Origin of the sequence: Wenzhouxiangella sp. AB-CW3, from assembly GCF_014725735.1 — a bacterium.
Classification (GTDB): Bacteria; Pseudomonadota; Gammaproteobacteria; order Xanthomonadales; family Wenzhouxiangellaceae; genus Wenzhouxiangella.
The window spans coordinates 3,508,376-3,534,952 of sequence record NZ_CP061368.1 but is presented as its reverse complement, the minus strand read 5'-3'; the positions used below and the strand labels follow the sequence as shown (position 1 = coordinate 3,534,952).

Below are 26,577 nucleotides of genomic sequence, written 5' to 3'. Positions count from 1 at the left end.
CCTCTCCCGAAAAGTCAGTCGCTGGGCGGGTAGACGTCGAAGACCTGGTCTTCCCAGATCACCCGGCGCACCTTGGCTTCGAACACTTCGGGGTCTTCATGGCGCTCGCCGTGTACGGTCACCTCGGCGCCTTCCGGAATGGTGTCTTCGCGCAAGCCGGCGCGATGGGTGCGCGGACCAGGTGCCAGGGTAATGTTCCATACCTGGCCGTCGGCATCGCGAATCTGCAGGGTGCCGTGCGGTCCGGAAAGACTGACGCCGGAGACCAGCTCGCCGGTGATCTCGACCTCGCCAGCGGTATTGCCCGACCAGCCGTGGTGGGCCAGTGCCACGAATGAGGCGCACAATGCCATCAAGGTCAGAAGTGCCTTTAACGTCTGTCTGATTCTCATCCTGGGTGCTCCATGCATGAAGGGGGGATTGTCAAAGCATACCATCGGAGCCACGAAGAGCGTTTGCACCGGCGATAGCCGGATTCGGGTCGCTCAGTTCCACGAAGAGTGATGCGAGATTTGCAACCAGATCAGTTATCCTTGGCCATTCGCCAGGTCTGAGTGGATACGAGTGACGCTGGAAATCGCCATCGTACTGATCGTCATCGGGATCGTTTTCGTGAGCTTCATTCGCGAGCGCTTTCCACCCGATGTGACTGCCATGATCGGTGTCGTCGCCCTGTTGATCGCCGGGGTACTCACCCCGCAGCAGTTGCTCGGCTCGTTCAGCAATCATGCACCGATTACCGTCGGTGCAATGTTCATCATTTCCGCGGCACTGGAAAAGACCGGCGTGATCGATTCCATGGGCCGGGTGGTCGCACGCCTGAGTGGCACGAGTTGGCTACGCACCATGCTGATCACCATGGTCAGCGTCATGGCCATGAGCGCATTCATGAACAACACGCCGGTGGTGGTGATCATGATCCCCATCCTGCTGGCCGTGGCGCGACAAAGCAGAATTCCGAGCTCCAAGCTGCTGATTCCTCTCTCCTACGCTTCCATATTCGGTGGCACCTGTACCCTGATCGGCACTTCGACCAACCTGCTGGTTGACGGGGTGGCCCAGGACATGGGCATGGAAGCTTTCACCATGTTCGAGATTACGGCCGCCGGATTGATCATGGCCGGTGTGGGTATGCTGTTCCTCCTCACCGTTGGGCGCTGGCTCCTGCCGACTTTGAGTGACGAGGCCGGCGAGCTCAAGCAGACCATACGCGACAAGCGCTTTATCACCGAACTGATCGTTTCCCCCGATTCCGACTACGACGGTCGGCGTCTTGGCGAGACGCGCATGGTCAAGGATCGCATGAACCGGGCCATCAGCGTAATTCGTCAGGGATATACCCTGCGCGATGAGCCCGATGAACTGGTGCTCCGGCCGGGCGACCGCATCTTGATCGAAACCACGCTGACCGAAATGTTGTCGATGACGAACAATACGGATTTGATGCTGCGCGACCAAATCGATAATGACGATCTTGTGTTGCCGGCGGCTTCGGATGAAGCCCGGGAAGTGGCAGAAGTCGTGATCAGCCCGGATTCGCCGCTGGTCAACCAACTGATTGGTGACCTGGAACTGCGCCATCGGCATGGTATCGAGATTGTCGGTATCCATCGCCCCAGGGGCAACAAGTCCCGTGATTTCGACAAGCTGAGGGTTCAGAACGGCGATACCCTGCTGCTGGCAGGGCCGGCCCGGGGACTTCAGCAGGCCTACCATACGAAAGAGTTCACCAATCTCTCCCTGCCTGAGGCGCGCCCCTATCGAAGGGACAAGGCCTGGATTGCCATTGCCGCCATGGGGTTGGTGATGGTGCTGGCTGGCATCGAGGTGATGCCCATCGTGGTGCTGGCCATCATTGCGGCCGTGGTCGTGGTGGCGGCGGGCTGTGTGACCTCCGACGAGGCCTACCAGTCGGTACAGTGGTCGCTGTTGATCCTGATTTTTGCCATGCTGGCCATCGGTTCGGCCATGCAGACCTCGGGCACGGCACAACTGCTGGCCGAGCAGCTGGCCTATTACGTCGCGCCATTCGGGCCCTTCGCCATGCTGTCGCTGATCTACCTGATGACCTCCGTCATGACCGAGACGATGAGCAACAATGCCTCGGTCATTCTGCTCACTCCCATCGCGGCCGGCCTGGCCATCACGCTCGGCTACGATCCGCGCCCGTTCGTTGTCGCCGTCATGTTTGCCGGCAGCGCCAGTTTCGCTACCCCGATCGGGTACCAGACCAACACCCTGGTCTACCAGGCCGGTGGCTATCGTTTCATGGATTTCGTCAGGATCGGACTACCCATGAACGTTCTCATGTGGGCAACTGCAACCATCGTCATCCCGATTTTCTGGCCCCTGCAGCCTTGAGGCGGGAAAGGGGAAAAGGTGAGAGATGGAGAAGACCGGGGAGCAGGGTTCAGGAAGGGCTACGTAGCCTCCCGCCCTTGCTTGTCAGCACTGCGACTTCGAGCAACCAGCCAACGAACCAACGAACCAACGAGCCAACGAGCCAACGAGCTAACGAGCTAACGAGCTAACGGGCTAACGGGCTAACGGGCTAACGAGCAAACATGCTCAACCCCCTGAATGATTCGCGGTGTCGGGCGTACCAGCAGGCTGGGTTCGACCCGATGCAATTCGGTCAGCCCTTCATCGACCAGTCGCGTGTTGCGCCAGCGCGCCAGGGGGTCGCTGTCGTCGTTCTCATGACCTGCGATGATGAAATCGGGTTCGGCGGCCAGCACGGCCTCGATATCGATCACGGCCGCTTCCGTATCGAGATCGGAGAAAACATTCTCCAGCCCGCAGAGCTCGAAGACTTCGTTGATGACATGTCGCTGGCCCAGCGTGTAAAGCGGGCGGGCCGAGACCTGGTAAAACACGGTTCTACGGTCGCCGGAATCTGCCTGGCGCGAGCTGATGTTCTCCAGCTCGGAACGGAATGCCTGTGCGGCTGCCGCTCCGGCCTCGGCAGACCCCAGCCTCTCACCCAGCGTTTCCAGGGCCGTTGCGATGTCATCGAGCGAACGGATCTCGATCCAGATGATGTCGATGCCCAGTGATTCGATCCGCCCCACCGCGGCCGCCGGAGAGCCCCCCCGCCAAGCCAGCGCGTAGTCCGGATCCAGCCCGAGAATCGTCTCCAGGTCGTAGCGGAATGCATCCCCGACCAGCGCCAGCTCGGCTGCTTCCGAAGGATAGTCACTCCAGTCGACCGTACCCACCAGGGTGTCACCGACACCGGCGGCATACGCCAGTTCGGTCAGATGCGGCGCCAGCGAAATCACCCGCGGCTTGTCCTGCGCCACACCTTCGGCGAAGCCCAGAACCAGCAACACGGCTACCAGCCACCCGAAGCCGACCTGAACCCTGAACCCTGAACCCTGAACCCTAGATCTGGTACGCATAAGCCAGGGTCGCGGTCAGAACCACCCACAGCAACAGCATCAGAGGCAGGCCGACGCGCACGAAGTCCTTGTACTTGTACCCACCAGCATTCATCACCAGCAGGTTGGTCTTGTAGACCGTGGGCTTGGCGAAACTCAGATTGGCACCGAAAAGGACAGCCAGAATCAGCGGCTCGGCCGGCAGCATGAACTGCTGGGCCAGGCTTGCTGCGATCGGTGTAATGATGATGGCGGCTGCGTAGTTGGCGACCAGGTTGGCCATCAGGGCCATGAACAGCATCAGCCCGCCGACTAGAAGGAAGGGCGATATTCCGGCACTGAATGCGTGAACGAGTTGCGCGATCCAGTCCGAGCCGCCAGTCAGCATCAAGGCCGAACTCAGGCCAAGGCTGGCGACCACGACCAGCACGAGCTGAAGAGAAATTGCACCCATGCCTTCGTGCCAGGTCAGGCAGCGCGTCACCAGCAAGGCGATGACGCCGAACAATGCACTCAGCGCAATGGGGAGGATTCCGAGTGCCGCAATCACGATCACGGCAATCATGATGACCAATGCGGTTGGCGCCTTGGTGGTCTTGGGCAGTTTGATGCTGCCGTCTAGCACCAACAGGTCGGGACCGTCCTTGGCTGCTTCCAGTTGCCGGGCTGAGGACTGGACGAGCAGAACATCACCTGAACGCATTACGATGTTGTCCAGTGCGGTGGTGCGTGTCTGGTCTTCGCGATTGAAGCGGTGCAGGGCCAGAAGTCGCAAGCCGTAACGGGAAAGCAGCTTGGCTTGACCGATACGCAGGCCGACCAGTTTCGAAGAGGGGGTTACGGCTACTTCCGCGATTTTCTGGTCATCGGCTCCGAGTGGATGCTGATCATCGATCTCGACATCTCCCGAATACAGGCGTCCGCCCAGAACGTGTGCAAACTCCCGCAGGTTGTCCTGGGTGTTGGTCGTGGTCAGCCGGTCGCCGGCCTTTAGTGAGACATCGGGCAGAGGAGTGATGAAGACCCCTGGACCCCGCTGGATCTTCTCGACCTTGAGATTTCCGTCGCAGCGCTCGATGGCAGAGGATAGGGTCTGACCGATCACGTCGCTGGACTTGCCCAGGCGGATCTGGGCGGTGTAGAGGCGCTTGACTCCCGATTGCAATGGCGCCTGGCGTTCCGGCAGGAGTCGTGGGGCGATCAACCAGAGATAGAGAATGGCAATGCTGCCTGCAATGGCCACCGGCAGGAAGAAATCCAACATGCCAAACGGTGCCACACCGATATCGGCCGCTACACCGACCACCAGCAGGTTGGTGGCGGTGCCGATCGTGGTGCTCATGCCGCCGACAATGGTGATCATGCCCACGGGCAGCAGGATACGCGACGACGGGAGGTTGGAGCGCATTGCCAGGCTCAACAGGATTGGCAGCAAGATCATCACGATGGTGATGTTGTTGACGAAGGCGCTGATGGCCGCGCAGATCAGCAGCGTGGGCAGCATGGCGAAGGTTGGGGCTTGTCGCCAGATGCTGCCGATCAGGCGTCCGACCGGCTCCAGTGCGCCGGTGCGCACCAGCCCCTGACCGAGAATGATCAAAGCGCAGACTGCAATCAGGGCCTCGTGGCCGAATCCCAGAAAGAAGTTGGTGGCTCGTATTGCCTCGCCGTCGGCTTGTTGAAAGGGAAACAGCTCGAAAGCGACCGCGAGCAGCACCAGCACGAACAGTGAAACCGTTTCTCGCGGAAGCCGACCACGTGAAAAGGCGAACAGGGTCGCCACGATCAGTAGCAGGACGACCAGCGCGTGGTAGTTGGGCAGGGCATAGGTCATGACGGTGTGATTTTACGCACAAACGTGTGTGCGGTGATTATCCCTGATTATTGTCTGCGATCATCGGCCAGCCGGGCCTGAAGCAGGTCGAAGTCGTCGATCGGCGCCAGGCATTGCCTTCCCAGGCAGATTCGGGCAGTGGCCTGCTCCGCATGCACCATTGGTTCGAGCTGTGCGGGCAGGTCCTCGACGGACAGATCCGGAGGCAGGCGGTAACAGTGCAGTCCGGCGTGACCGGCCAGCTTTCGGTGCCAGCCGTCGGCTGTCTTGCCGGCGCCACCAATCAGCACTTGTGCTGTCGGGGATGCCAGTTCCCCGGCACTGCGAAACAGCGTGGCATGGGCCAGGGGCTGCTGTCGCATCTGCGCACTGGCCGCGGCCAGGGTGGTTTCGGCAACGCGCAAAAGTGCGATATCACCGGTGAGCGCGCCAAGCCGGAGCAAGCCGAGCACGGCCTGCCCGGCGCCGGCCGGCGTGGCATCGTCGGCATGCGCGAGCGGACGCGTGAGCAGGGCTTCGTGTTCGAGCGGGGTCAGGTACATGGCGCTCGAATCATCGTCGACGAACTGGTCCACGATGCGTCGGGCAATGCGCCGGGCGAGGTTGAACCAGCGCGGTTCGAAACGCCAGGCGAGCAGTTCCAGGCAGGCCAGCAGGACGTTGGCGTGGTCTTCCAGGGTGGCCGGGTGCGCACTGCGTCCGCCGCGCCAGATTGCGCGCGGCGGGTCCTGGCCGAACAGCTTCACGGCCACCGAATCGAGTGATTCGGCCGCCCGTTCACACCAATCGGACCGCCCCAGCAGCCGTCCGGATCGGGCCAGGTTCTCGATCGCCAGGCCGTTCCAGCCGGCGATCAGTTTGTCGTCGCGCCCGGGGCGGGTGCGCTCGTTGCGAGTGGCCAGGAGCTTGCCCCTTGCCTGATCCAGTGACGCACGGATATCGGATTCGTCGAGACCGGGGCGCACCATCTCGCCGATCGAACGGGCGATGACCAGGTGCCAGAGTTTGCCGTCGAAGTTTGGCGGGCCGTCCAGGCCGTAACGCTCGAACCACAACTCGCGTTCCTGACCGTGAAGTACCGTATCGACCTCGTCGGGCCGCCACAGGTAGAAGGCACCCTCTCCGTCGGGTGTGTCGGCATCCAGGCTGGCGGCAAATCCGCCGCCTTCCAGCCCCATTTCGCTGTCCAGCCAGGACGCTGTGCGCTCGCACACCCGCTCGAAGTCTTTGCGCTTCCAGCGTACCGCCGCATCGGCGTAGAGACCCAGCAACTGGGCATTGTCCGACAGCATTTTCTCGAAGTGCGGGATCTCCCAGGCCTGGTCGACGCAGTAGCGGAAAAAGCCGCCGGCGAGTTGATCGTTGAGGCCGTGCCGGGCCATGGTGGTGAGCGTGTCGGCCAGCATCTGGGCGGCCTGGTCGTCTTCGGCAAATGTGGCCAGCGCCGATAGTTGCGGTGCCTGCGGGAACTTCGGTGAGGTGCCGAATCCGCCGTGGTCTGCGTCGAAGCGGGCCGACAGCTCGGCGATCAGGGTGTCCGGGTCGGGCAGCTCCTCCTGGTCACCGGTCTGGTCACCGCCTTGCGGCCTCGATATCGCCTGAAGCGCTTCCTGGACCTGCAGGTGCTGGGCGCGCAACTCAGCGCGACGCGTGGCCCAGACCTGGTGGATGCGTTGCAGCAACTGGTCGAAGCCCATCATGCCGTGGCGCGGTTCGGGGGGGAAATAGGTGCCGGCGAAAAACGGCGCCTGGCTGTCCGGGTCAAGGAACACCGTCAGCGGCCAGCCACCGCCACGCCCGGTCAGTAACTGGTGGGCCATCTGGTAGATGCGATCGAGATCGGGACGCTCCTCGCGGTCGACCTTGATGTTGACGAAATGCGCGTTCATCAATGCGGCGATGTCGTCATTTTCGAAGCACTCGTGAGCCATGACATGGCACCAGTGACAGGCGCTGTAGCCGATCGACAGCAGGATGGGCTTGTCGAGCGTCCGCGCCATGGCCAGCGCCTCACGATCCCAGGGCTGCCAGTGCACCGGGTTGTCGGCATGCTGCAGCAAATAGGGACTGAGCGCGTCGCCGAGGCGGTTTTGCGGTTTCTGTTCCTTCATGGGGCCATGTTAAGGGTTTCCGGGTCGGCGGTGCGTCGGTGCGTCGGTGCGTCAGCGCCGCTCACCGACCTGCGGACGCACCGACCGACGTACAGACGTACAGACGCACAGACGCGCAGACGCACAGACGCACAGACGCACAGACGCACAGACGTAAAGACCCCCGGCGGTCGATCTGCGATAATCCCCACCCATGAACCAGTCCGACTTCTTCTACCACCAGCTCGATCCGGTGGCCGTGCAGGTTGGCGGCTTTGGGATTTACTGGTACAGCCTGATGTACCTGGTCGCGTTCGGTGCATTCTGGCTGCTTGGGCGGGTGCGGGCACGGCGTGACGATGCGCCGCTCAATCCGGAGCAGGTGGGTGATTTCCTGTTCTGGGGGGTGATCGGGGTGATTGTTGGCGGGCGGCTGGGCTATGTGCTGTTCTATGCCTTCGATTCGTTTCTTGGCAATCCGCTCATGCTGTTCCATATCCGCGACGGCGGCATGAGCTTCCATGGCGGTCTGGTCGGCGTGCTTGTCGCCATCTGGGGCTATGGCCGTCACCTGGGCTGCGGCTTTCTGCGTCTGGCCGATTTCACCGCGCCGCTGGTGCCGATCGGGCTGGCGGCCGGAAGGCTGGGTAACTTCATCGGCGGGGAGTTGTGGGGGCGTCAGACCGATGTGCCCTGGGCAGTGATCTTTCCCGAATCAGTGCAGTCCGGCGGGCGGTTCTCCGAGACGCTCTATCAGCAGTACCTGGCCGGCAACCTCGACGAGTTCGCCCGGCATCCCTCGCAGCTCTACCAGGCGCTGGGCGAGGGGCTGGCGCTGTTTGTCGTGCTGTGGCTGTACTCGGCCCGGCCGCGCCCGGTCGGCGCCGTTGGTGGCCTGTTCCTGGCCGGTTACGGTTTCTTCCGTTTTCTCGCCGAATTCTTCCGCGAGCCCGACGCCCATCTCGGCTTCATTGCGCTGGACTGGATGACCATGGGACAGCTGCTTTCGGTGCCCATGTTTATCATTGGCGTGGCGCTGATGATCTTCGCTTACCGGAACAAGACATGAAAACCTACCTCGACCTGCTTCGGCATATTCGCGAAAACGGCACCCGCAAGTCCGATCGCACCGGCACCGGGACGTTGAGCGTGTTCGGCTACCAGATGCGCTTCGACCTGTCCGAGTCCTTCCCGCTGGTGACGACCAAGAAAGTCCATCTGAAATCCATCATCCACGAACTGCTGTGGTTCATTCGCGGCGACGCCACCATCGAGTACCTCAAGCGCAATGGCGTGACCATCTGGGACGAGTGGGCCGACGAAAATGGCAGCCTGGGTCCGATCTACGGCGCGCAGTGGCGCTCCTGGCCGACACCGGAGGGGCGCTCGATCGACCAGCTCACCCAGGTCGTCGAGCAGATCCGCTCACGCTCCGACTCACGCCGTCACGTGGTATCCGCCTGGAACCCGGCCGACCTGCCGGATGAATCCATGTCTCCGCAGGACAATGCCCGTGCCGGGCGCATGGCGCTGGCGCCGTGCCACTGCCTGTTCCAGTTCCACGTCGCCGACGGGCGCCTGAGTTGCCAGCTCTATCAGCGCTCGGCCGACTGTTTCCTCGGTGTGCCATTCAACATGGCATCCTATGCCTTGCTGACCTTGATGGTCGCCCAGATCACCGATCTGAAACCCGGCGAATTCATCCACACCTTCGGCGACGCCCACCTCTATCTCAATCATCTCGATCAGGTCGACGAGCAACTCTCCCGCGATCCCCTGCCGCCGCCGACGATGCGCCTGAATTCCGAGCGCCGTCGACTCGAAGATTTTGTCTACGAGGACTTCGAGCTGGTCGGTTACCAGTCCCATCCGCCGATCAAGGCGCCGATTGCCGTCTGACCTTATAGCTGGCCGGGGTGTTAATGAGCCATTTGCAGGCCGCGGTGAATGTCGTCATCCAGCTCTTTGGCCTTTTGCTTGTAAAGCTTTCTGTACTGCCTGGTGGCCGAGTTCAACAGGATGATCCAACCCATGTGCGTATTGAGAAGCTGGTCTAACGCCAGATCCAGTTCCTGGAGAATGGGAACCAAGGGTTCTGGGGGCCTGGAAGTTGGTGCTTTGGCGCGATGATCATCGGCCTGGGCAGCCTTGGCGCGAACCCTGAAACGACGCTCTGCAAACCGCTTTCCAGCCTGGTCGGCGACAATCCAGCCGCGCGTCTTGCTAAGCATGTAGCTGCATTGCAGTAGCGAGTTCACCTGTTCGTAGGTGTGGTTGAACCAAGGGTCGTCGGGATCAATGTCCCCGGCAATATCAAGACGGACGAGCTTGTCCCGGACGGCAAAAAGTCGATAGGACGCCGATGTATCGCCATAAAGCACGCTCAGGCATAGCGCCAGCACCAGGGCGCCGGCCAGCATGATCGCGGTTGCGGCCAACACCAGAATGATGGTTGTCATGGCTCTTCGTCCTCCATTTCGTCAGGCTTGGCTGAAAGCCTGACGCGGTGCATCAGGAAGTCCTGCAGCCTGCGCTTCTCCTCGACCAGGCGTTCGATTTCCTGATCTTTCGACTCCATTGCCTTGGACCACACAACCCAGATCATTCTCCAAAAAAGGAAAATGAAGAACAGGAGCACGAGCCCCAGTAGACCGTGCTCGTTCAGGAAAGTGCCTATGAAACTCCAGACTCCGTTGTCAACATTTGCGCCTTCGGGCAGACTCATGCTCCGAAATTTCCCTACTTTTGCTCCGTAGCATGTTTTACCGATACATTTGGTGTCAAGCCCGTTCTAATGGCTCATTTGACATAAACAAGGTAATCATATTGCAATTACCTCATTAATCGCCTAAGGTTGCCCTATTGTTGTCAGGCGTGAGTCATGCGTTCCCTCAGTTCCGGCTACTTGCAAGAGCTCAGCTTCACCGCCGATCACCTGGCGGCGCTGCGGGCGTTGGGTGAGTTTCGGGGCAAGCAGAGTCTGTATTTTCACCAGGCGCCGGAGACGCTGAAGACGCTTCGGCAGGTGGCGGTGGTGGAGTCGACCGAGTCGTCGAGTCGGATCGAGGGGGTGACGGTGGCGCCGGGGCGGCTGGAGCCGCTGGTGCTCAAGCGCACCGATCCGCGCAATCGTTCTGAGCAGGAAGTGGCCGGCTATCGGGATGCGCTTGGCCTGATCCACGAATCGGCGCGCGAGATGGAGTTTTCCGCAAACATCGTGCTCCAACTTCACGGCATGCTCTATCGCTACATGCCGCAGCGCGGCGGACGCTGGAAGAGTAGCCCGAACGAAATCACCGAGACCCAGGCCGATGGCAGCACCCGGGTGCGTTTCGTGCCGACCTCGCCGCATCTCACGCCGATCCAGATGGACCAGCTTGCCGAAGGCTATGCCCGCGCGGTGGATGCCCATCACCAGGACTCGTTGGTGCTGGTGCCACTGGCCATCCTGGATTTTCTTTGCATTCACCCGTTCACCGACGGAAACGGCCGGGTGGCGCGGTTGCTGAGCCTGATGCTGCTCTACCAGGCCGACTATGAAGTCGGCCGCTACATTAGCCTGGAGCGCATCATTGAGCAGAGCAAGGAAAGCTACTACGAGACGCTGGAAAAGAGCTCAGCCGGCTGGCACGAGGGCCGGCATGACGCGATGCCCTGGCTGGAGTACTTCTGGGGGACGCTGATTCGCGCTTATCGTGAGTTCGAGGAGCGCGTGCACCGCGTGCGCACCGTACCCGGTGCCAAGACCGAGCAGGTACGGCTGGCCGTATCCCGTCGCGCGCAGCCCTTTGCCATCTCCGAGATTGAGGCTGAATGCGCCGATGTCAGCCGCGACATGGTCCGCCATGTGCTGCGCCAGATGCGCGAAGAAGGCCTGATCGAAGTCATCGGCCGCGGCCGCGGCGCCAAATGGCGCCAAATTGATTCATCGTAGGCCGGCCTTGCATGGCCGGCGGGCCAAACCCTGACAATTGACAAAGCAGCAGCCATGCCAAAGAAAGAAAACGATCACGACATCGCCACCAGCCCGAACCCGGCCGATCTCAAGCGCCAGGCGTTGAAGGATCTCCTGCCCGAAGCCTTCACCGAAGGCCGCATCGATGTCGCCGCCCTCAAGCGCGCGCTGGGCGAGGAATCTGTCGTCGAAGGCGGCGAGCGTTACCGACTGGACTGGGTGGGCAAGTCCGAGGCCTATAAGGTGCTGCAGGCCCCGACCACGGCCACTTTGCGGCCGCGCCGGGGCCAGTCGGTCAATTTCGACACCGCCAGCCATGTATTCATCGAAGGCGAGAACCTGGAAACGCTGAAAGTGCTGCAAAAGGCCTATTTCGGCAAGGTCAAGCTGATCTACATCGACCCACCCTACAACACTGGCAACGACCACTTCGTCTACCCGGACCGATTCCAGGAAAGCAAGGAAGACTACCTCAAGCGCATCAATGAGCTCGACGACGACGGCAGCCTGATGCGCGAAGGCTTTTTCCGCAAGAACAGCCGCGAATCCGGCCACTACCATTCCAATTGGCTGAGCATGATGCTACCCCGCTTGTATATCGCGCGGAACCTGTTGCACGAACAGGGGGTGATCTTTGTTTCCTGCGATGATCATGAAGTGCACAATTTGCGCTGCCTGATGGACGAGATTTTCGGGGCCGAGAATTTTGTGGCCACGGTGATCTGGCAGAAAGTCTATTCCCCAAAAAATACGGCGCGTCATTTTTCCGAGGATCATGACTTTATCCTGGTCTACGCCCGAAACGCTGACCTGTGGACTCCAGAGCTGTTGCCCCGGTCTGACGAAATGCAGGCTAGATACGGGAATGAGGATAATGACTCTAGAGGGCCGTGGAAGGCTAGTGATCTTTCCGCACGAAATTTCTATAGCCAAGGCACCTATTCAATAAAGTGCCCTTCTGGACGTGTCATTGACGGTCCACCGCCTGGAATGTATTGGCGTGTGTCGAAGAAGAAGTTTGAGGAGCTGGATGCAGATGGGCGTATATGGTGGGGTGTGGATGGAAATAATACGCCTGCAATCAAGCGATTTCTTTCCGAGGTAAAGCAAGGAAAGGTGCCGCAAACACTGTGGGCCTATAAGGAGGTCGGGCATACTCAAAAAGCAAAGAAAGAACTGATCAGCCTGGTTGAATTCCCAAATTCCGACTTGGTGTTTGATACCCCCAAGCCGACACAGCTCATCAGGCGGATGCTGCAACTGGCAACGACTGCTGATGAGCCAGAAATCGTAATGGACTTTTTCGCGGGATCGGGTACCACCCTGGAAGCCGTTCTCCGCCAGAACGCCGAAGACGACGGCCATCGCCAGTGCATTCTGGTCCAGCTCCCCGAGCCACTGGACAAGGACAACAGCGAGTTTTCGGACATCGCCCAGGTTGCCCGCACCCGCATCCGCGCCGTGCTCGACGACCTCAGGCAATCCGAAGACCTGGTCAACAAGCTGCCGGAAGGCGAGGGCTTTCAGGCCTATTCACTCGCCCCGTCCAACTTTCGCCAATGGCGCGGCGAGGATATCGAAACCGGCGAGGAACTGGCCGAGCAGGTCAAGTTGTTCACCCAATCCGAAAAGGACGGCGCCGAGGCCGAGGCCGTGCTCCACGAGTTGCTGCTCAAGCTTGGCTACGAACTGACCACGCCCATTGAATTCCTGGAGATCGCCGGTCACCCGGTCCAGGCCATCGACCAGGGCAAGGTGCTGTTCGTGCTGGAAGGTTTCACTGAAGCCATGATCGACCCGCTGATCGAGCGCAAGCCAGAACAGATCGTCACCCTGGATTCGGTCTTCCAGGATTCCGACCAGCTCAAGAGCAACCTCTCCCTGCAATGCCGCGATGCCGGCATTCGCTTCACCTGTTTGTGAGCCGGCATGTCGACCAACAGAAATTCAGGACGGTCCTTGGTCTTTTCTATTCTCTGTGATCTCTGTGCCCTCTGTGGTGAAAAGCTTTTCAATCATGAAACTAAGATTTGACGCCAACCAGGACTACCAGCTCGAAGCCATCTCGGCGGTCACCGATCTGTTCAAAGGCCAACCGGGACCGGAGGCCGGGATTGCGCAATTCAGGCAGGATGCCGCCACCAGCCTGCAACTGACCGAGGTTGGTATTGCCAATCGCTGTGTGCTCACCCCCGAGCAGTGGCTGGACAATCTGCGGGTGGTGCAAGGGGCCAATGGGTTGGAGGCTTGCGAGCGGCTGGAGCCGCTGGTTGACAGCGATGGCGAGCAGGTCGGTAACTTTCCCAATTTCACCGTGGAGATGGAAACCGGCACCGGCAAGACGTATGTTTACCTGCGAACCATTCACGAACTGCACAAGCGCCATGGGTTTTCCAAGTTCGTGATCGTGGTGCCGTCGGTGGCGATTCGCGAAGGGGTGCTCAAGTCGCTGCAGGTCACGGCAAATCATTTTCGTCGCCTGTACGATGCCCGGCGCACCGAATTTGCCGTCTACGAGTCGGCCCGCTTGCATCAGTTGCGCAATTTCGCCCTGTCGGATGCCTTGCAGGTGCTGGTGATCAATATCGATGCCTTTGCCAAGGATGCCGATCCGAATGCGACGCGTGCGAAGGGCAACGTGATCAACCAGTTGCGCGAGACCGGCATTCGGCCGATCGAGTTTATCCAGCAGACCCATCCCATCGTCATCCTCGATGAGCCGCAGAACCTGGAAACCGACAAGCGCAAGCGCGCCATCGCTCGCCTCAATCCGATGTGTGCTTTGCGCTATTCGGCTACCCATCGCGAGACCTACAACCGGGTCTACAGCCTGGACCCGGTGCGCGCTTATGAACTGGGGCTGGTCAAGCAGATCAGCGTGGATTCGGTGGTCGATGGCAGTACCGAGAACCAGGCCTACGTGGAACTGGAAAGTTTTTCTTCGACCAGTCGTAGCATCTCGGCCAAGGCCACCATCTGGGTCAACCAGGCCAGGGGGCCGAAGAAGCGGCGCGTCACGCTGAAAAACGGCAGCGATCTATACAAGCTCTCGAAGCAGCGCGAGATCTATCGCAATGGTTTCGTGGTCAACGAGATCGATGCCGAGTCGGGGTTCGTGCGTTTTGCCAACGATGTGACGGTGCGCGTGGGCGTGCCGCACGGCGCGGCCGGCGAGCAGGTCATGCGCATGCAGATCGAGGCCACCATCCGCCGGCATTTCGAGAAGGCGAGAAAACTCGAGCCGCTGGGCATCAAGGTCCTGAGCGTGTTCTTTATCGACCGGGTGTCCAGTTATCGCGTCTATCACGAAGACGGCTCGACCACGCTGGGGCCGTTTGGCCAGTGGTTCGAGGAAATCTATGCCCGCTATGCTGAACTGCCCGAGTTTGCCGGGATTTACGAGCTTGAGCCCGAGCAGGTCCACAATGGCTATTTCGCCCGCGACAAGCAGGCCGTTTCTCCTTATTCGGAAACCAGCTTCAAGACCAAGTCCGGGGCCGAGGGCGGGGCGTTCGAGTTGATCATGCGCGACAAGGAGCGGCTGCTGGATGTGGACGAGCCACTGCGCTTCATTTTCAGCCACTCGGCGCTGCGCGAGGGCTGGGACAACCCCAACGTGTTCCAGATCTGCACCCTGGCCGAGACCCGCTCGGAGATGCGCAAGCGCCAGGAAATCGGCCGGGGTCTTCGGTTATGTGTGAACCAGGAGGGCCGGCGGGTGATGGACCGGCATATCAACCGCCTGACGGTGATCGCCAACGAAACCTACGTCGACTTCGCCAACCAGCTCCAGACCGAGATGGCCGCCGACGGCGTGGAGTTCCGCGCCGACCTGGTCAAGAACGAGCGTGAGAAAGTCACCGTGCGGCTGCGCAAGGGCTACCAGGCCGATCCCAACTTTCTGGCGCTGTGGGAACGGATTCGTCAGCGCACCCGGTATCGCGTGAATTACTCGACCGATGACCTGATCGAGCAGGCGGCGGAACGCATCCGCACCGACCTGCCCGGGATTGAGCGCCCGCAGGTGGTGCTGACCCGGACTGAGCTGGACATTACCCGGGCCGGTATCGATTCGCGCGTGACCGGCATTCGTCCCGAGTACGTGACCGCGACGTTTCAGATGCCGGACCTGATTGCCGAGGTGCAGGGCCGCACTGGATTGTCACGGGCCACGGTAGGCCAGATTCTGCTCGATTGCGGGCGGCTGGAAGAGGCCCTGAATCATCCCCAGGCTTTTATCGATCAGACCGCCGCCCTGATCCGTACCGTGTTGCGCGAGTTGCTGGTTGCCGGCGTTGAATACCAGAAGGTGGGTGACCGTGTCTATGAGATGCGGCGCTTCGAAGACTCGGACCTGATGGAGGTCTTCGCCAGCAATGTGTACCCGGTCAACGAGCCGGACAAGACCCTGTTTTCCCATATCGTGCTGGACGGGCAGTCTGCACCCGAGCGTCGTTTTGCCGAGGATTGCGAGAACAACGACGACGTGCTGTTCTATTTCAAGCTGCCGCGCTGGTTCACCATCGATACTCCGGTAGGCCAGTACAACCCCGACTGGGCGCTGGTGCTGCGCGGCGAAGACACCCTCTACTTCGTCGCCGAGACCAAGGGCACCAGCGAGCGCGAGGATCCGGGCGCCGAGCTGTTGCGGCCCATCGAGCGCATGAAGGTCAAGTGCGGCAAGCGTCATTTCAAGCAGTTCGAGGAGGTGCGGTTTCGGCGGGTGAAAGAGCTTCGCGAACTGCTCGGGTAACCGAAGGTTCCCGGTGAGATGAGTTCACCCGGGGTCCGGATCCGGACAAGTCTGAATGCCCGTGCACCAGGACACCGCCCCGCACCCCGTGGCGGGTCAGGATTTGTCTCCCAGCCAGCCGCGGTAGCGGAACCAAAGCAGCAGGCCGACGGCGATGGCCAGCATGACGCCGAGCACCCCGAAATAGCCCCAGGGATGCATCAGCTCGGGCATATGCTCGAAATTCATGCCATAGACGCCGGCGATGAAGGTCAGTGGGATGAAGATGCTGGCCATGATGGTGAGCGTCTTCATGATCTCGTTGGTGCGGTTGGCGCTGATCGACAGGTGGATCTCGACCAGGCTGGCGGCCAGTTCGCGGGTGGTCTCGACCATGTCCATGAGTTGCACGGTGCAGTCATAGACGTCCCTGAGATAGATGTGGGTTTCGCGCCGGAAGATTTCCTCGTCCCTGAGCAGGCGGGCCATCAGGTCGCGCTGGCGCCAGAAGATGCGGCCCAGCGTGATCAGGGCGCGGCGCTGGCGATGGATGTCACCGAGCAGTTCATTGCCGCGCCCGGACATGACCTCGTCCTCGGCCTCGTCGATCTGGTCGGCCAGGGCCTCGACCACGGGGAAGCTGGCATCGACGGCCAGGTTGAGCAGGGCGCAGGCCAGGTAATCCAAGGGTTCCTTTCTGAGCCGGCTGGTGGGACGGTTCAGGCGCTCGAGCACCGGCGAGAAGATGTCTTCGGGGCGCTCGCGAAAGCTCAGCAGCAGGTCGCCGTCGATGAGCAGGCCGAGCTGTCCCAGCCCCGGCAGATGCTGCTCGCTTTCCAGTTGCAGCATTTGCAGGACGATCAGCGCCTGCTCGTCAAGCGTGTTGACCTTGGTCTGGCGGTCGATGTTGACCAGGTCGGCCAGCACCATGGGGTGCAGATCGAACAGTTCGCCCAGGGCGCGCAGGCGCTCGTCATCGGCAAACCCGGCCACATCCAGCCAGATGCGACCGCCTTTCAGGCGTGCTTCGGCAATGGCCTGGGTGTCCGGGTCGTCCAGAAATTCCACTCCCTGCTCGTCGATCCGCCACACCCGCACGCGGGTGGCGGCGGCATCGGGTGCGATGAACAGGGTGCCGGGCGGCGCCCCGGACTTGCGCTGGCTGCTGCGCTGCGGCTGTCCGAATAGGTGATGCACGGGTGTGTCCACCACGCTGCGCAGGAAGCGGCGCGCGGTTTCCTGGAGCTGCTGCAGGTGTTCGCCTACCGTCATGTGCTTTCTCCGAATGCCCTTGCCGGTTCCAACATACTGCAGGCGGAAGACAGATCAAAGCAGTATCGGATGGGGCGGGCGGTTATCATTTGCGACAAATGACTGCAGTTGCCCCTTTTTCATGACCCAGGACATCGTACTGGTTGCCGCCATGGCCCGCCGCCGAGCCATCGGGCGGGATGGGGGCATGCCCTGGCACCTGCCTGCCGATCTGAGGCATTTCAAGGCGGTCACGCTGGGCCATCCGGTGATCATGGGGCGGCGGACCTTCGAGTCCATCGGCCGGCCGCTGCCCGGGCGTCTCAATGTGGTGATCAGTCGGCGACGCCCGGAACTGCCCGAAGGCGTGGAACTGGCCGCTGGACTGGACCAGGCGCTCTCGGTCTGCCGGGAACATGAGCGTGTCATGGTCATCGGCGGCGGCGAGATCTACGCCCAGGCCCTGGCGGTGGCCACGCACATGGAGCTAACCTTTATCGATGCGGATGTCGAGGCCGACACCCACTTCCCGGCCTGGCCGACCGAGCAATGGCAGCTTGAGTCCATGGCGGTCCGCGCCGCCGACGATGCCAATCCTTTTCCGCTCAGCTTCTGCTCCTTCTGCCGCCGCCCGCAGCCATGATCGAGCACTGGCCGGCCAAACGTCGCGTGACCGTGGTCGGTGCGGTCTGGAACCTGTTGCTGGGTATCGGCAAAGTCATTGCCGGCATTCTGGGTCAATCGCAGGCGTTGGTGGTCGACGGCGTGCATTCGTTTTCCGATCTGGTCAGCGACGCCGTGGTGCTGGGCGCGGCACGCTGGGGTTCGCTGGAAGCTGATCACAATCATCAGTACGGCCATGCCCGCATCGAAACCATGGCATCTGCCCTTGTCGGCTTTCTGCTGCTGGGAGTTGCCGCCGGGTTTCTGATCGACGCGGTCGGCCGGCTGCTCGAACCCGACCGGTTGCAGCAGCCGGGTCTTCTGGCGCTGGCGGCGGCCGTGGCGTCGGTGGTGGTCAAGGAAGTGCTCTTTCACTATACCCGCCGGGTGGCGCGCAAGACCGACTCGAAACTGATCGAGGCCAACGCCTGGCATCATCGCTCCGATGCGTATTCCTCGATCGTCGTGATCGTCGGCGTGGCCGGCGTCATGATCGGCGTGGCCTGGCTGGATTCCGCCGCCGCTATCGTCGTGGCGGCAATGGTCGGCTGGATGGGCTGGCAGTTCGTGGCCTCGGCCGTGGTCGAACTGGTCGATACCGCCATTCCCGAGCGTGAGCGGCGCGAGCTGGTCTCCATCATCATGGGCGTGGATGGTGTGCGTGACTTTCGCAACCTTCGCACGCGGCGAATGGGGGGTGCGGTGGTCATGGACGTCACCGTGCTGCTTGATCCGGATCTGGCGCTTGAGCAAGCCGATCTGATTGCGGCCAGGGTTCGGCGTCGGCTGCTTGAGCAGTCGGCTTCCGTTGCCGATGTCGTGGTGAGCATCGCCCCGCACATTGATCGCCAGCACAGCCCATGACACGCGAGATCTTCATCGGCGATATCCAGGGGCATTACGACGGTCTGGCCAGTCTTCTGGAAAAGCTGCGATTCGATCCGTCCCGCGATCAGCTGCGCCTGGCCGGCGATCTGGTCAATCGTGGGGGGCAGTCGCTGGAGACATTGCGCCTGATTCGTTCACTGGGCGATCGCGCCATGACGGTGCTGGGCAATCACGATCTGCATCTGCTGGCCTATGCCTGGGGTGTGCGCCGGCGACAGCGAGGGCATGCCGAGTTTGATGCCATTCTCGATGCCGGTGATGGCAGGGAGCTGCTTGACTGGCTTTGTCGGCAGCCGCTCATGTGGGCCAGTGATCGGCGGCGCCTGGCGCTGGTACATGCCGGTGTCGATCCTCGCTGGAGTCCGGATACGGCCAAGGCCCGTGCTGCGGAACTCGAATCGGCCCTGGCCGCTGATCCGCGGGCCTTCTTTGAGCACATGTATGGCGATCACCCGAAACAGTGGCAACCGGATCAACCGGAAAAGGAACGTTTGCGTGCCATCACCAATGTGTTGACACGAATGCGTTTCTGCAGCAAGGACGGTATTCTCGATCTCGACTACAAGGGCGATCCTGATCACGCGCCTGACGGCGTGAGCCCCTGGTTCCGGTACCTGCATGCAGCCTGGGCGGACTGGACCATCGTATTCGGTCACTGGTCGATGCTGGGATGTTACCGCGAGGGCCAGGTCATCTGTCTGGACAGTGGCTGTGTCTGGGGTGGCGAGTTGACCGCGCTGGTACTCGAAGAAGGGCGGAAGCAACTGGTTGCGGTTGAGTGTGAAAGGCGCCGCAGGCCCGGCTGAAGCGATCAACATAATAGTCACTGTGGCATGCTCTGGGGATTGAAGCAGACTTCCCCGACAACAGGAGAACGACATGAATGAGTTTCGCAAAGTGGTGGTGGCTGTGGATGGCTCGGATGCAGCACTGCGCGCCGCGCGCGTGGCGGCACGTCTTGCCGACAGCATGAATGCTTCACTGACCATGCTGCACGTTTTCCCGATGGCGACAGATGATGCCAGCGGCGCCCTGGGCTTCGGGCCGGAGGCACTGGAGCAGGCGCGCCAACAGTCAGCCCGCAAGGTCTTTGATGAAACGCTTTCACAGCTCAGCGACCGGCCGGAAAAGCCGGAAGAGCTGGCCTTGATCGGCGACCCGGCCGAAGAAATCATCGAATGGCTGGGTAACTCCCGCGACATCCTTCTGGTGATGGGCAGGCGGGGACAGTCGAAGATCGGTTCGCTATTGCTCGGCAGCGTTTCCGACAAGGTGATTCGTCATACTCATACGCCGGTGACGGTGGTGAGTTGATGATGAAAGGGAAAAGGTGAGAGGTGAAAGGTGAACGGGGGATGAGCGTTTGCCATGGTTTTCCCGTATCAACGACTCACGTTTTAGACAACTCCCCTGATTGACGTCAGAACAGGCTGGATTTCGGGGCGTTTGCCGGTCCAGATCTCGAAGGCGAGAGCTGCCTGGCCCACCAGCATGCCCAGTCCGTCGTGGACCGGCAGTTCGTTGTTCTGGCACCACTGGTTGAAGCCGGTGTGAGCCCGGCCGTAGTTGAGGTCGTAGGCCCGGGCATTGTCGTTAAGCCAGTCGCGCCTGAGCGTCAGCCCATCCTGGTTATGGCCGGCGCTGGTGGACTGGATCAGCAGGTCGAATCCTGTTAAATCCGGCCCTTCTTCCAGTCCGCCCGCGGAGAGGTTGCCGCGGTGGGCAAAGCGGTCGACCAGTGTGCTGGCTCGCTCCGGTGTGCGATTGAGGATGCACAGTAAGTTCGGTCCCGCGGCCAGCAGAGGTTCGAGCAGGCCGGCAGCGGCGCCACCGGCGCCGATCAGCAGCACATTGCGGCCGTTGACCTGCAATCCGAGCCGATCGAGGTCGAGCATCATGCCCGCACCATCGGTGTTGTAGCCATGCCAGCCCGACTTGATGGCCTTGAGCGTGTTGACCGCCCCGGCATAGCGGGCCCCGATGTCAACGTACTCGCACAGCTCAAGTCCGGTTTCTTTCAGCGGCAGGGTCAGGTTGGCCCCCATGCCGCCGCTGTCCCGGAACTCGATCAGCCGCTCGGGCAGTTGTTCCGGTGACGATTCGATGGCCTGGTAGTCCACCGGAATGCCGAGTTGATTGCCGAACATTTCATGAATGCGCGGTGACAGGCTGTGGCTGATCGGTTGGCCGAATACTGCAAGTTTGATGGGGTGAGCTGATTGCATGTGATCGGTTTGGGGAGACGGAAGACGGGAGGCGGGAGGCGGGGAGTGGTTTGACGGCATTGAGTGATGGCTTTTTCCTCGCGCTCCTTGGTCTTGTCTTTACACTCTCCTTTCCAGGATCTCGGCTGCCTCGATGGCGGCATAGCTCAGAATACCCTCGGCGCCGGCCCGGCGAATGGCGGTCAGTGTTTCCAGCAGTACCTTGTCGTTGTCCAGCCAGCCGTTGGCCGCGGCGGCCTTGAGCATGGCGTACTCGCCGGAGACGTGATAGGCCAGCGTTGGTGTGCCGAATTCATCCTTGATGCGCCGGATGATGTCCAGGTAGGGCAGGGCCGGCTTGACCATCACCAGGTCGGCGCCCTCGTCGAGATCCAGGGCGACTTCGCGCAGGGCCTCGTCGGAATTGGCCGGGTCCATCTGGTAGTTGTCCTTGGTCGCCCCCTTAAGGTTGCCGGCCGAGCCCACCGCGTCGCGAAACGGCCCGTAGTAGCTCGAGGCGTACTTGGCCGCATAGCTGAGAATCATGGTGTTGGCGAAGCCGTCGGCTTCGAGTTGCTCGCGGATCGCGCCGATCCGTCCATCCATCATGTCGGAAGGCGCGACCACGTCGGCACCCACCGCGGCATGACTCAGCGCCTGCCTGACCAGCGCGTCGACGGTTTCATCGTTGAGCACATAGCCGGTCTCATCGATGATGCCGTCCTGACCGTGGCTGGTGTACGGGTCCAGCGCCACGTCGGTAATCACGCCCAACTCGGGAAAGCGCTGCTTGAGTGCGTGCACGGTCTGCTGCACCAGGCCATCTTCGCGCCAGGCTTCCTCGGCCGTCTCACTCTTGCGCTCGGCAGGCACCACCGGAAACAGCGCCATGGCCGGAATGCCCAGCGCCAGGCAGCGCTCGGCCTGGGCGAACAGTCCATCGTGCCCTAGACGCTCGACGCCGGGCATGGAAGGCACGGCTTCGCGACCACTGGCATCTTCGAGCACGAAAACCGGCAGAATCAGATCGCTGGCGGACAGTCGGGTTTCGCGCACGAGTGCGCGCGAGAAAGCGTGGGCTCGGGTGCGGCGCATGCGGGTGAGTGGGAACATGGTCAGACGCTGGATCGGGGTATGGGGGGATTATAAGGGGTGAAGATTGGGTGTTAGGTGTTGGGTGTTAAGTGTGAAGTGTGAAGTGTGAAGTGGGGAGAGGGTTTTGGGGGTAGACTTTGGGGATGGTGGCGAGGATTCGGATTCCGGAGATGGGTGGTGGTGCCGGGGTAGTGGCGCCGGTGGCTGGGGTGTCGGCGCTGGGGGATTTTCTGGTCTCGCATCGGCGGGTGTTGGTGTTGACGGGGGCGGGTTGTTCCACCGGGTCGGGGATTCCCGCTTATCGCGATGGCGCGGGGCGCTGGTTGCAGCGGCGGCCGATTCTTTATCCCGAGTTCATGGCCAGCGCGGCGACTCGACGGCGTTACTGGGCGCGCAGTTACTTCGGGTGGCCGGCGATGTCGAAGGCCCGTCCCAATGCCGGGCATCTGGCCCTGAGTCGCCTGGCTCGGGCCGGCCGGGTCGGCAGAGTGATTACCCAGAATGTCGATGGCCTGCACCATCAGGCCGGCCAGCGCTCCGTGATCGATCTGCATGGCCGGCTCGACCGGGTGCGTTGCCTGGATTGTGGGGAGATCGAGGCCCGGGATGCACTGCAGCTTCGTTTGTCCAGACTGAACGAGGACTGGCACGGTCGTGTGCTGGGGTTCAATGCCGACGGTGATGCCGAACTTGATGCGCGGGACTGGCCGGGTTTTGAAGTTGCGCCGTGCGAGTCCTGCGGAGGGCGCCTGAAGCCCGAGGTCGTGTTCTTCGGCGAGTCGATTCCGACCGCGACTCGTGAACGTGTGGCACGGGAACTGGCCAGGGCCGATGCGCTTTTGACCGTGGGCAGCTCGCTGGTGGTCGGTTCAGCCTTTCGTCTGGTGCGCGAGGCGGCGGACCGTGGTCTGCCGGTGGTCGCACTCAATCGCGGCCGCATGCGGGCCGAGCGCTGGTTGCGCTTCAAGGTGGATGCCGATTGCATGAGCGCCCTGCAAACCCTGGCGGATGCCATGACATGAGTGGTCCGCTGTCTGGCGTGCGGGTGCTTGAACTTTCCCGGATTCTCGCGGGACCCTGGGCCGGCCAGATCCTGGCCGATTTCGGCGCCGAAGTGATCAAGATCGAGCGTCCGGGTGCCGGCGATGATACGCGCGGCTGGGGTCCGCCATGGCTGCGCGACGATGCCGGTCATGAAACCGGCGAGTCGGCCTATTTTCTTTCGACCAATCGCGGCAAGCGCTCGGTGGCGATCAATCTGGCCGAACCACGTGGCCAGGAATTGGTGCGTGAGCTGGCCTGCAAGAGTGATGTATTGATCGAGAATTTCCGTGTCGGTGGCCTGGCCCGTTACGGGCTGGACTGGGCCAGCCTGCGCGAACTTCATCCCGGCCTGGTCTTTTGTTCGATTACCGGATTCGGACAGGATGGGCCACGCGCCCACCAGTCCGGCTACGATGCGGCGATTCAGGCCATGGGCGGTTTGATGAGTATCACCGGCGAGCCCGACGGCGGGCCGCAGAAGGTGGGCGTGGCGGTGGCCGACCTGATGGCCGGCATGTACGCAGTCAGCGCCATTCAGGCCGCCTTGCTGCATAGTTGGTCCACCGGCCAGGGCCAGCACATCGACCTGTCGCTGCTCGACACCCAGGTCGCTTGGCTGGCCAACCAGGCGGCCAATTATCTGATTGGCGGCCAGGTGCCCGGGCGCCAGGGTACTGCCCATCCCAATATCGTGCCCTACCAGGCTTTCGCCTGTGCTGATGGTCACCTGATGCTGGCAGTGGGCAACGATGCCCAGTTCGAGCGCTTTGCCCGTCTGGCCGGGCACCCGGACTGGATCGATGATGAACGCTTCCGTCGCAACCACGACCGGGTGGCGCATCGCACCGAACTGATCGCTGCGATCGAGCCGGTCATAGCCGGGCGTGCCGTTTCCGACTGGCTTGAAACGCTGGCTGACGAGGGTATTCCGGCCGCTCCGATCAACAGTCTCGACGCGGTTTTTGACGATCCGCAGGTACGCCAGCGAGAGATGGTCCGGCCCATGGATCACCCTTTGCGTGAGGGGCTGCCGCTGGTGGCCAACCCGGTGCGGTTTTCCGCTACCCCGGTTGATTACCGGCAGGCCCCGCCGCTGCTTGGGGCCGACACGCGGAACGTGCTGCGTGAATGTCTGGCGCTGGAGGAGGAGTACATAGAGACGCTCTTGCAGGCTGGGGTGGTGGCGGCCAGGCCGGACTGATCAGGCGGCCAGTACCGCCGGCGTCTCGCCGCGCTGGAGTCCTTCGAACCACGTCTGCACGATATCGAGCTGTTCGCATGCGCTTTCGGCCCGGTTGACGTGGCGACGAAACGCGCGCTCGTCGGCTCGACCGGCGGCATACCAGCCCAGGTGCTTGCGCGCGATGCGCACTCCGCGCGTCTCGCCGTAGAAGGCGTGCAGGGCCCGCAGGTGACCCACGAGAATATCTTGCACCTCGTCGAGGCCGGGCTCGACCAGTCGCTCGCCGGTGGCCAGGAAGTGCGCGATTTCGCGGAAAATCCAGGGGCGACCCTGGGCCGCGCGTCCGATCAACAGTCCATCGGCACCGGTGTGTTGGAGCACCCTGCTGGCCTTTTCCGGACTGTCGACATCGCCGTTGGCCCAGACCGGAATGGAAAGCGACTGGCAGATTGCGGCAATGGTGTCGTACTCGGCCTCGCCCTGGTATTTCTGGTCGCGCGTGCGGCCGTGCACGGCCAGGGCCTGGATGCCGCAGTCTTCGGCGATAAGGGCGATGGTCGGTCCGTTGCGGTGTTCGGCATCCCAGCCGGTGCGGATCTTGAGGGTGACCGGCACGTCGACGGCCGCAACCACGGCCTCGAGGATCCGGACGACCAGTGCCTCGTCGCGCATCAGTGCCGACCCGGCCCAGGCCTTGCAGACCTTCTTGGCCGGACAGCCCATGTTGATGTCGATGATTTCGGCGCCATGTTCGACATTGTGGCGCGCCGCCGCGGCCATCACCTCCGGCACGGTGCCGGCAATCTGCACGCTCACCGGTCCGGGTTCACCGGCATGGTCCATGCGCTCGCGCGACTTGCGCGTATGCCACAGCGATGGATCGGATGTAGTCATTTCCGAGGTGGCCAGGCCCGCGCCCAGTCGCCGGCACAACAGGCGGAACGGCTTGTCGGTGACGCCGGCCATGGGCGCCAGTCCAAGCGCGGGACGGATCTGGTGGGGGCCGATATGCATGGGGCGGTCTGCGAGCCTGACCGCTCGAATATAACACTTTGAGGATGCCGGGATGGAGAATCCGGAGAAGGTGCTATCATTCATGTGAAAGGCATTGGGCCTTGTTGCCGCGAAGCCGGTTCCGAGCCGAACGGAGTGTCACGTGTCCCCAGTTAGCGAACGTCGCCGATTTCACCGCTTCCCGTTTCAGGCGCAAGCCCTGTTGCGAGTCGGTGACAGTTCCCGCGTGCCAGCCGTGCTGCTCGATATTTCGCTCAATGGTGCCTTGCTGGAGGTGCCCGGCCTGACTCAGGTTTCCCTGGAAGAGAACGCGGGTGAGCTTGGCCTGAGCGTACGTGGCGAGATCAACGGCGCCGAAGTCAGCATGACCATGGAAGTCTCGGTGGTGCGGATTGAAGCCGAGCGACTGGCCTGCCGTTTCCGGGGTGTCGATCCCGAAAGTTTCAGCAGCCTGAAGCTGCTGATCGAAGATAATCTGGGCGATGTCAGCCTGCTCGACCGCGAGCTAACACAGCTAGATTACTGGCCGGGGCTTTCGCTGCGCCCGGCCGACTGATCGTCGGCACTCCCCAGAAACCAGTCCGCCATCACCGTCTCGAGCTCGTCGATTCCCTGCCCGCTGGTGGCGGAAAAAAGCTGAACCCCGACATTGGCATCAACCAGCTTGCGCACACCCAGCAACGCCTCGCTCTGCTTGCCCCGGCCGAGCTTGTCGGCCTTGGTCAGTACCAGGTGCAGCGGCAGCCCGCGACTGCCGGCCCAGTTGGCCAGTTCGATGTCGCTGTCCTTGAGCGGATGGCGCACGTCCATCACGATCACCAGTCCGGCCAGCGCCTGACGCTTTTCCAGATAGCCCTGGATGAGCCCCTTCCAGTGGCGTTTGAGGTCACCGCCGACGCGTGCAAAGCCGTAACCTGGCAGGTCGACAAGGTGACGATGGTCATCGAGTCGAAAAAACACCAACTGGCGCGTGCGGCCGGGCGTGCGGCTGGTGCGCGCCAGTGCCTTGCGGTGGCACAGGCGATTGATCAGGCTGGACTTGCCGGCGTTCGAGCGCCCGGCAATGGCGACTTCCCGCCCCTGATCCGGGGGCAGTTGCGACCGGTTGTGGACGCTGATCAGGTACTCTGCCTGCCTGAGCAGACGACGAATTGCACTCACGGACTGGCACACGGATGGCTGAGCGGCGATAATATCAGGTTCAGTCTTTCAAACATTCTCAATCAATTCAGGAGTACCACGGA

24 protein-coding genes are annotated in these 26,577 nt (G+C 61.8%); 13 read left to right on the top strand and 11 right to left on the bottom strand.

The genetic code is table 11. The features are described 5' to 3' along the window. Positions 1-14: 14 nt before the first annotated feature. Positions 15-392, bottom strand: a complete 378-nt coding sequence (locus IC757_RS15270; protein ID WP_190975141.1) for a hypothetical protein — start codon at positions 390-392, stop codon at positions 15-17. 172 nt (positions 393-564) lie between these two features. Between IC757_RS15270 and IC757_RS15265 the strand changes: the two genes are divergently transcribed. Further along, positions 565-2,361, top strand: coding sequence for an SLC13 family permease (locus IC757_RS15265; RefSeq protein WP_190975140.1), 1,797 nt, complete (start codon positions 565-567; stop codon positions 2,359-2,361). 182 nt (positions 2,362-2,543) lie between these two features. Here IC757_RS15265 and IC757_RS15260 read toward each other — a convergent pair whose 3' ends face one another. Genes IC757_RS15260 through IC757_RS15250 form a run of 3 tightly spaced genes read right to left on the bottom strand, consistent with a single transcriptional unit; the run spans position 2,544 to position 7,325 of the window. After that, positions 2,544-3,401 (bottom strand): helical backbone metal receptor, encoded by an 858-nt coding sequence (locus IC757_RS15260; protein WP_190975139.1) that lies wholly within the window; start codon positions 3,399-3,401, stop codon positions 2,544-2,546. Further along, on the bottom strand, positions 3,385-5,214 hold the full coding sequence (locus tag IC757_RS15255) for an SLC13 family permease (protein ID WP_190975138.1): 1,830 nt from the start codon (positions 5,212-5,214) through the stop codon (positions 3,385-3,387). The genes IC757_RS15260 and IC757_RS15255 overlap by 17 nt, the downstream gene beginning before the upstream one ends. A gap of 47 nt (positions 5,215-5,261) precedes the next feature. Beyond that, entirely contained in the window at positions 5,262-7,325 is a 2,064-nt protein-coding gene (locus IC757_RS15250; RefSeq protein ID WP_190975137.1) for a thioredoxin domain-containing protein, read from the bottom strand. Positions 7,326-7,518: 193 nt separating this feature from the next. Here IC757_RS15250 and lgt point away from each other — a divergent pair, with 193 nt between their 5' ends. After that, positions 7,519-8,373, top strand: coding sequence for a prolipoprotein diacylglyceryl transferase (gene lgt, locus IC757_RS15245; protein WP_190975136.1), 855 nt, complete (start codon positions 7,519-7,521; stop codon positions 8,371-8,373). Then, on the top strand, positions 8,370-9,203 hold the full coding sequence (locus tag IC757_RS15240) for a thymidylate synthase (RefSeq protein ID WP_190975135.1): 834 nt from the start codon (positions 8,370-8,372) through the stop codon (positions 9,201-9,203). Before lgt ends, IC757_RS15240 begins: the two co-directional genes overlap by 4 nt. A gap of 20 nt (positions 9,204-9,223) precedes the next feature. Here IC757_RS15240 and IC757_RS15235 read toward each other — a convergent pair whose 3' ends face one another. Together IC757_RS15235 and IC757_RS15230 are read right to left on the bottom strand one after the other, a co-directional pair. After that, positions 9,224-9,763, bottom strand: coding sequence for a hypothetical protein (locus tag IC757_RS15235; protein WP_190975134.1), 540 nt, complete (start codon positions 9,761-9,763; stop codon positions 9,224-9,226). Next, a complete protein-coding gene (locus IC757_RS15230; protein WP_190975133.1) occupies positions 9,760-10,029 on the bottom strand; it encodes a hypothetical protein in 270 nt (89 codons plus the stop codon). Before IC757_RS15230 ends, IC757_RS15235 begins: the two co-directional genes overlap by 4 nt. A gap of 156 nt (positions 10,030-10,185) precedes the next feature. On the opposite strand from IC757_RS15230, the gene IC757_RS15225 reads away from it, so the two are divergent. From IC757_RS15225 to IC757_RS15215, 3 genes are all read left to right on the top strand, one after another. Continuing rightward, positions 10,186-11,238, top strand: a complete 1,053-nt coding sequence (locus tag IC757_RS15225) for a Fic family protein (RefSeq protein ID WP_190975132.1) — start codon at positions 10,186-10,188, stop codon at positions 11,236-11,238. 54 nt (positions 11,239-11,292) lie between these two features. Further along, positions 11,293-13,182, top strand: coding sequence for a site-specific DNA-methyltransferase (locus IC757_RS15220; RefSeq protein WP_190975131.1), 1,890 nt, complete (start codon positions 11,293-11,295; stop codon positions 13,180-13,182). 94 nt (positions 13,183-13,276) lie between these two features. Next, entirely contained in the window at positions 13,277-16,012 is a 2,736-nt protein-coding gene (locus IC757_RS15215) for a DEAD/DEAH box helicase family protein (RefSeq protein ID WP_190975130.1), read from the top strand. 96 nt (positions 16,013-16,108) lie between these two features. Here the strand turns inward: IC757_RS15215 and corA are convergent, their stop codons facing one another. Further along, positions 16,109-17,263 carry a magnesium/cobalt transporter CorA gene (corA, locus tag IC757_RS15210; protein WP_190975129.1) on the bottom strand — a complete coding sequence of 385 codons (1,155 nt, stop codon included), beginning with the start codon at positions 17,261-17,263 and terminating at the stop codon, positions 16,109-16,111. A gap of 121 nt (positions 17,264-17,384) precedes the next feature. On the opposite strand from corA, the gene IC757_RS15205 reads away from it, so the two are divergent. The 4 genes from IC757_RS15205 to IC757_RS15190 all read left to right on the top strand — a co-directional run bounded on the left by IC757_RS15205 (position 17,385) and on the right by IC757_RS15190 (position 20,107). Next, positions 17,385-17,885, top strand: coding sequence for a dihydrofolate reductase (locus IC757_RS15205; RefSeq protein ID WP_190975128.1), 501 nt, complete (start codon positions 17,385-17,387; stop codon positions 17,883-17,885). Continuing rightward, a complete protein-coding gene (locus IC757_RS15200) occupies positions 17,882-18,769 on the top strand; it encodes a cation diffusion facilitator family transporter (RefSeq protein WP_190975127.1) in 888 nt (295 codons plus the stop codon). The genes IC757_RS15205 and IC757_RS15200 overlap by 4 nt, the downstream gene beginning before the upstream one ends. Beyond that, positions 18,766-19,599 carry a symmetrical bis(5'-nucleosyl)-tetraphosphatase gene (locus IC757_RS15195; RefSeq protein WP_190975126.1) on the top strand — a complete coding sequence of 278 codons (834 nt, stop codon included), beginning with the start codon at positions 18,766-18,768 and terminating at the stop codon, positions 19,597-19,599. Before IC757_RS15200 ends, IC757_RS15195 begins: the two co-directional genes overlap by 4 nt. Before the next feature lie 73 nt (positions 19,600-19,672). Beyond that, positions 19,673-20,107, top strand: a complete 435-nt coding sequence (locus IC757_RS15190) for a universal stress protein (protein ID WP_190975125.1) — start codon at positions 19,673-19,675, stop codon at positions 20,105-20,107. Positions 20,108-20,190: 83 nt separating this feature from the next. Here the strand turns inward: IC757_RS15190 and aroE are convergent, their stop codons facing one another. Next, positions 20,191-21,018 (bottom strand): shikimate dehydrogenase, encoded by an 828-nt coding sequence (gene aroE, locus IC757_RS15185; RefSeq protein WP_190975124.1) that lies wholly within the window; start codon positions 21,016-21,018, stop codon positions 20,191-20,193. Between the two features lie 99 nt (positions 21,019-21,117). Then, the gene (gene hemB / locus IC757_RS15180) at positions 21,118-22,110 is read right to left on the bottom strand and encodes a porphobilinogen synthase (RefSeq protein ID WP_190975123.1); all 993 of its coding nucleotides are present in this window, start codon (positions 22,108-22,110) and stop codon (positions 21,118-21,120) included. A 125-nt stretch (positions 22,111-22,235) separates the two neighbouring features. Between hemB and IC757_RS15175 the strand changes: the two genes are divergently transcribed. Beyond that, complete coding sequence (locus tag IC757_RS15175) at positions 22,236-23,114, top strand: NAD-dependent protein deacetylase (RefSeq protein ID WP_223846157.1); 879 nt, start codon at positions 22,236-22,238, stop codon at positions 23,112-23,114. Next, positions 23,111-24,337, top strand: a complete 1,227-nt coding sequence (locus IC757_RS15170; protein ID WP_190975122.1) for a CaiB/BaiF CoA transferase family protein — start codon at positions 23,111-23,113, stop codon at positions 24,335-24,337. The genes IC757_RS15175 and IC757_RS15170 overlap by 4 nt, the downstream gene beginning before the upstream one ends. Here IC757_RS15170 and dusB read toward each other — a convergent pair whose 3' ends face one another. Further along, a complete protein-coding gene (gene dusB / locus IC757_RS15165) occupies positions 24,338-25,333 on the bottom strand; it encodes a tRNA dihydrouridine synthase DusB (RefSeq protein WP_190975121.1) in 996 nt (331 codons plus the stop codon). It abuts the gene before it with no gap. A 142-nt stretch (positions 25,334-25,475) separates the two neighbouring features. Between dusB and IC757_RS15160 the strand changes: the two genes are divergently transcribed. Continuing rightward, positions 25,476-25,889: a PilZ domain-containing protein gene (locus tag IC757_RS15160; RefSeq protein WP_190975120.1), complete on the top strand. Its 414-nt coding sequence runs from the start codon at positions 25,476-25,478 to the stop codon at positions 25,887-25,889. Here IC757_RS15160 and yihA read toward each other — a convergent pair. Then, positions 25,853-26,494 carry a ribosome biogenesis GTP-binding protein YihA/YsxC gene (yihA, locus tag IC757_RS15155; protein WP_223846156.1) on the bottom strand — a complete coding sequence of 214 codons (642 nt, stop codon included), beginning with the start codon at positions 26,492-26,494 and terminating at the stop codon, positions 25,853-25,855. The genes IC757_RS15160 and yihA overlap by 37 nt on opposite strands. Positions 26,495-26,577 lie beyond the last annotated feature (83 nt).

Coding starts and splice junctions, on each gene's coding strand:
- IC757_RS15225 (WP_190975132.1), top strand. CDS start 10,186: ATGCGTTCCCTCAGTTCCGGCTACTTGCAAGAGCTCAGCTTCACCGCC.
- IC757_RS15215 (WP_190975130.1), top strand. CDS start 13,277: ATGAAACTAAGATTTGACGCCAACCAGGACTACCAGCTCGAAGCCATC.
- IC757_RS15220 (WP_190975131.1), top strand. CDS start 11,293: ATGCCAAAGAAAGAAAACGATCACGACATCGCCACCAGCCCGAACCCG.
- lgt (WP_190975136.1), top strand. CDS start 7,519: ATGAACCAGTCCGACTTCTTCTACCACCAGCTCGATCCGGTGGCCGTG.
- IC757_RS15250 (WP_190975137.1), bottom strand. CDS start 7,325: ATGAAGGAACAGAAACCGCAAAACCGCCTCGGCGACGCGCTCAGTCCC.
- IC757_RS15195 (WP_190975126.1), top strand. CDS start 18,766: ATGACACGCGAGATCTTCATCGGCGATATCCAGGGGCATTACGACGGT.
- IC757_RS15205 (WP_190975128.1), top strand. CDS start 17,385: ATGACCCAGGACATCGTACTGGTTGCCGCCATGGCCCGCCGCCGAGCC.
- IC757_RS15230 (WP_190975133.1), bottom strand. CDS start 10,029: ATGAGTCTGCCCGAAGGCGCAAATGTTGACAACGGAGTCTGGAGTTTC.
- hemB (WP_190975123.1), bottom strand. CDS start 22,110: ATGTTCCCACTCACCCGCATGCGCCGCACCCGAGCCCACGCTTTCTCG.
- IC757_RS15190 (WP_190975125.1), top strand. CDS start 19,673: ATGAATGAGTTTCGCAAAGTGGTGGTGGCTGTGGATGGCTCGGATGCA.
- IC757_RS15175 (WP_223846157.1), top strand. CDS start 22,236: ATGGTGGCGAGGATTCGGATTCCGGAGATGGGTGGTGGTGCCGGGGTA.
- IC757_RS15170 (WP_190975122.1), top strand. CDS start 23,111: ATGAGTGGTCCGCTGTCTGGCGTGCGGGTGCTTGAACTTTCCCGGATT.
- IC757_RS15270 (WP_190975141.1), bottom strand. CDS start 392: ATGAGAATCAGACAGACGTTAAAGGCACTTCTGACCTTGATGGCATTG.
- IC757_RS15240 (WP_190975135.1), top strand. CDS start 8,370: ATGAAAACCTACCTCGACCTGCTTCGGCATATTCGCGAAAACGGCACC.
- IC757_RS15260 (WP_190975139.1), bottom strand. CDS start 3,401: ATGCGTACCAGATCTAGGGTTCAGGGTTCAGGGTTCAGGGTTCAGGTC.
- aroE (WP_190975124.1), bottom strand. CDS start 21,018: ATGCAATCAGCTCACCCCATCAAACTTGCAGTATTCGGCCAACCGATC.
- IC757_RS15235 (WP_190975134.1), bottom strand. CDS start 9,763: ATGACAACCATCATTCTGGTGTTGGCCGCAACCGCGATCATGCTGGCC.
- dusB (WP_190975121.1), bottom strand. CDS start 25,333: ATGCATATCGGCCCCCACCAGATCCGTCCCGCGCTTGGACTGGCGCCC.
- IC757_RS15255 (WP_190975138.1), bottom strand. CDS start 5,214: ATGACCTATGCCCTGCCCAACTACCACGCGCTGGTCGTCCTGCTACTG.
- IC757_RS15200 (WP_190975127.1), top strand. CDS start 17,882: ATGATCGAGCACTGGCCGGCCAAACGTCGCGTGACCGTGGTCGGTGCG.
- corA (WP_190975129.1), bottom strand. CDS start 17,263: ATGACGGTAGGCGAACACCTGCAGCAGCTCCAGGAAACCGCGCGCCGC.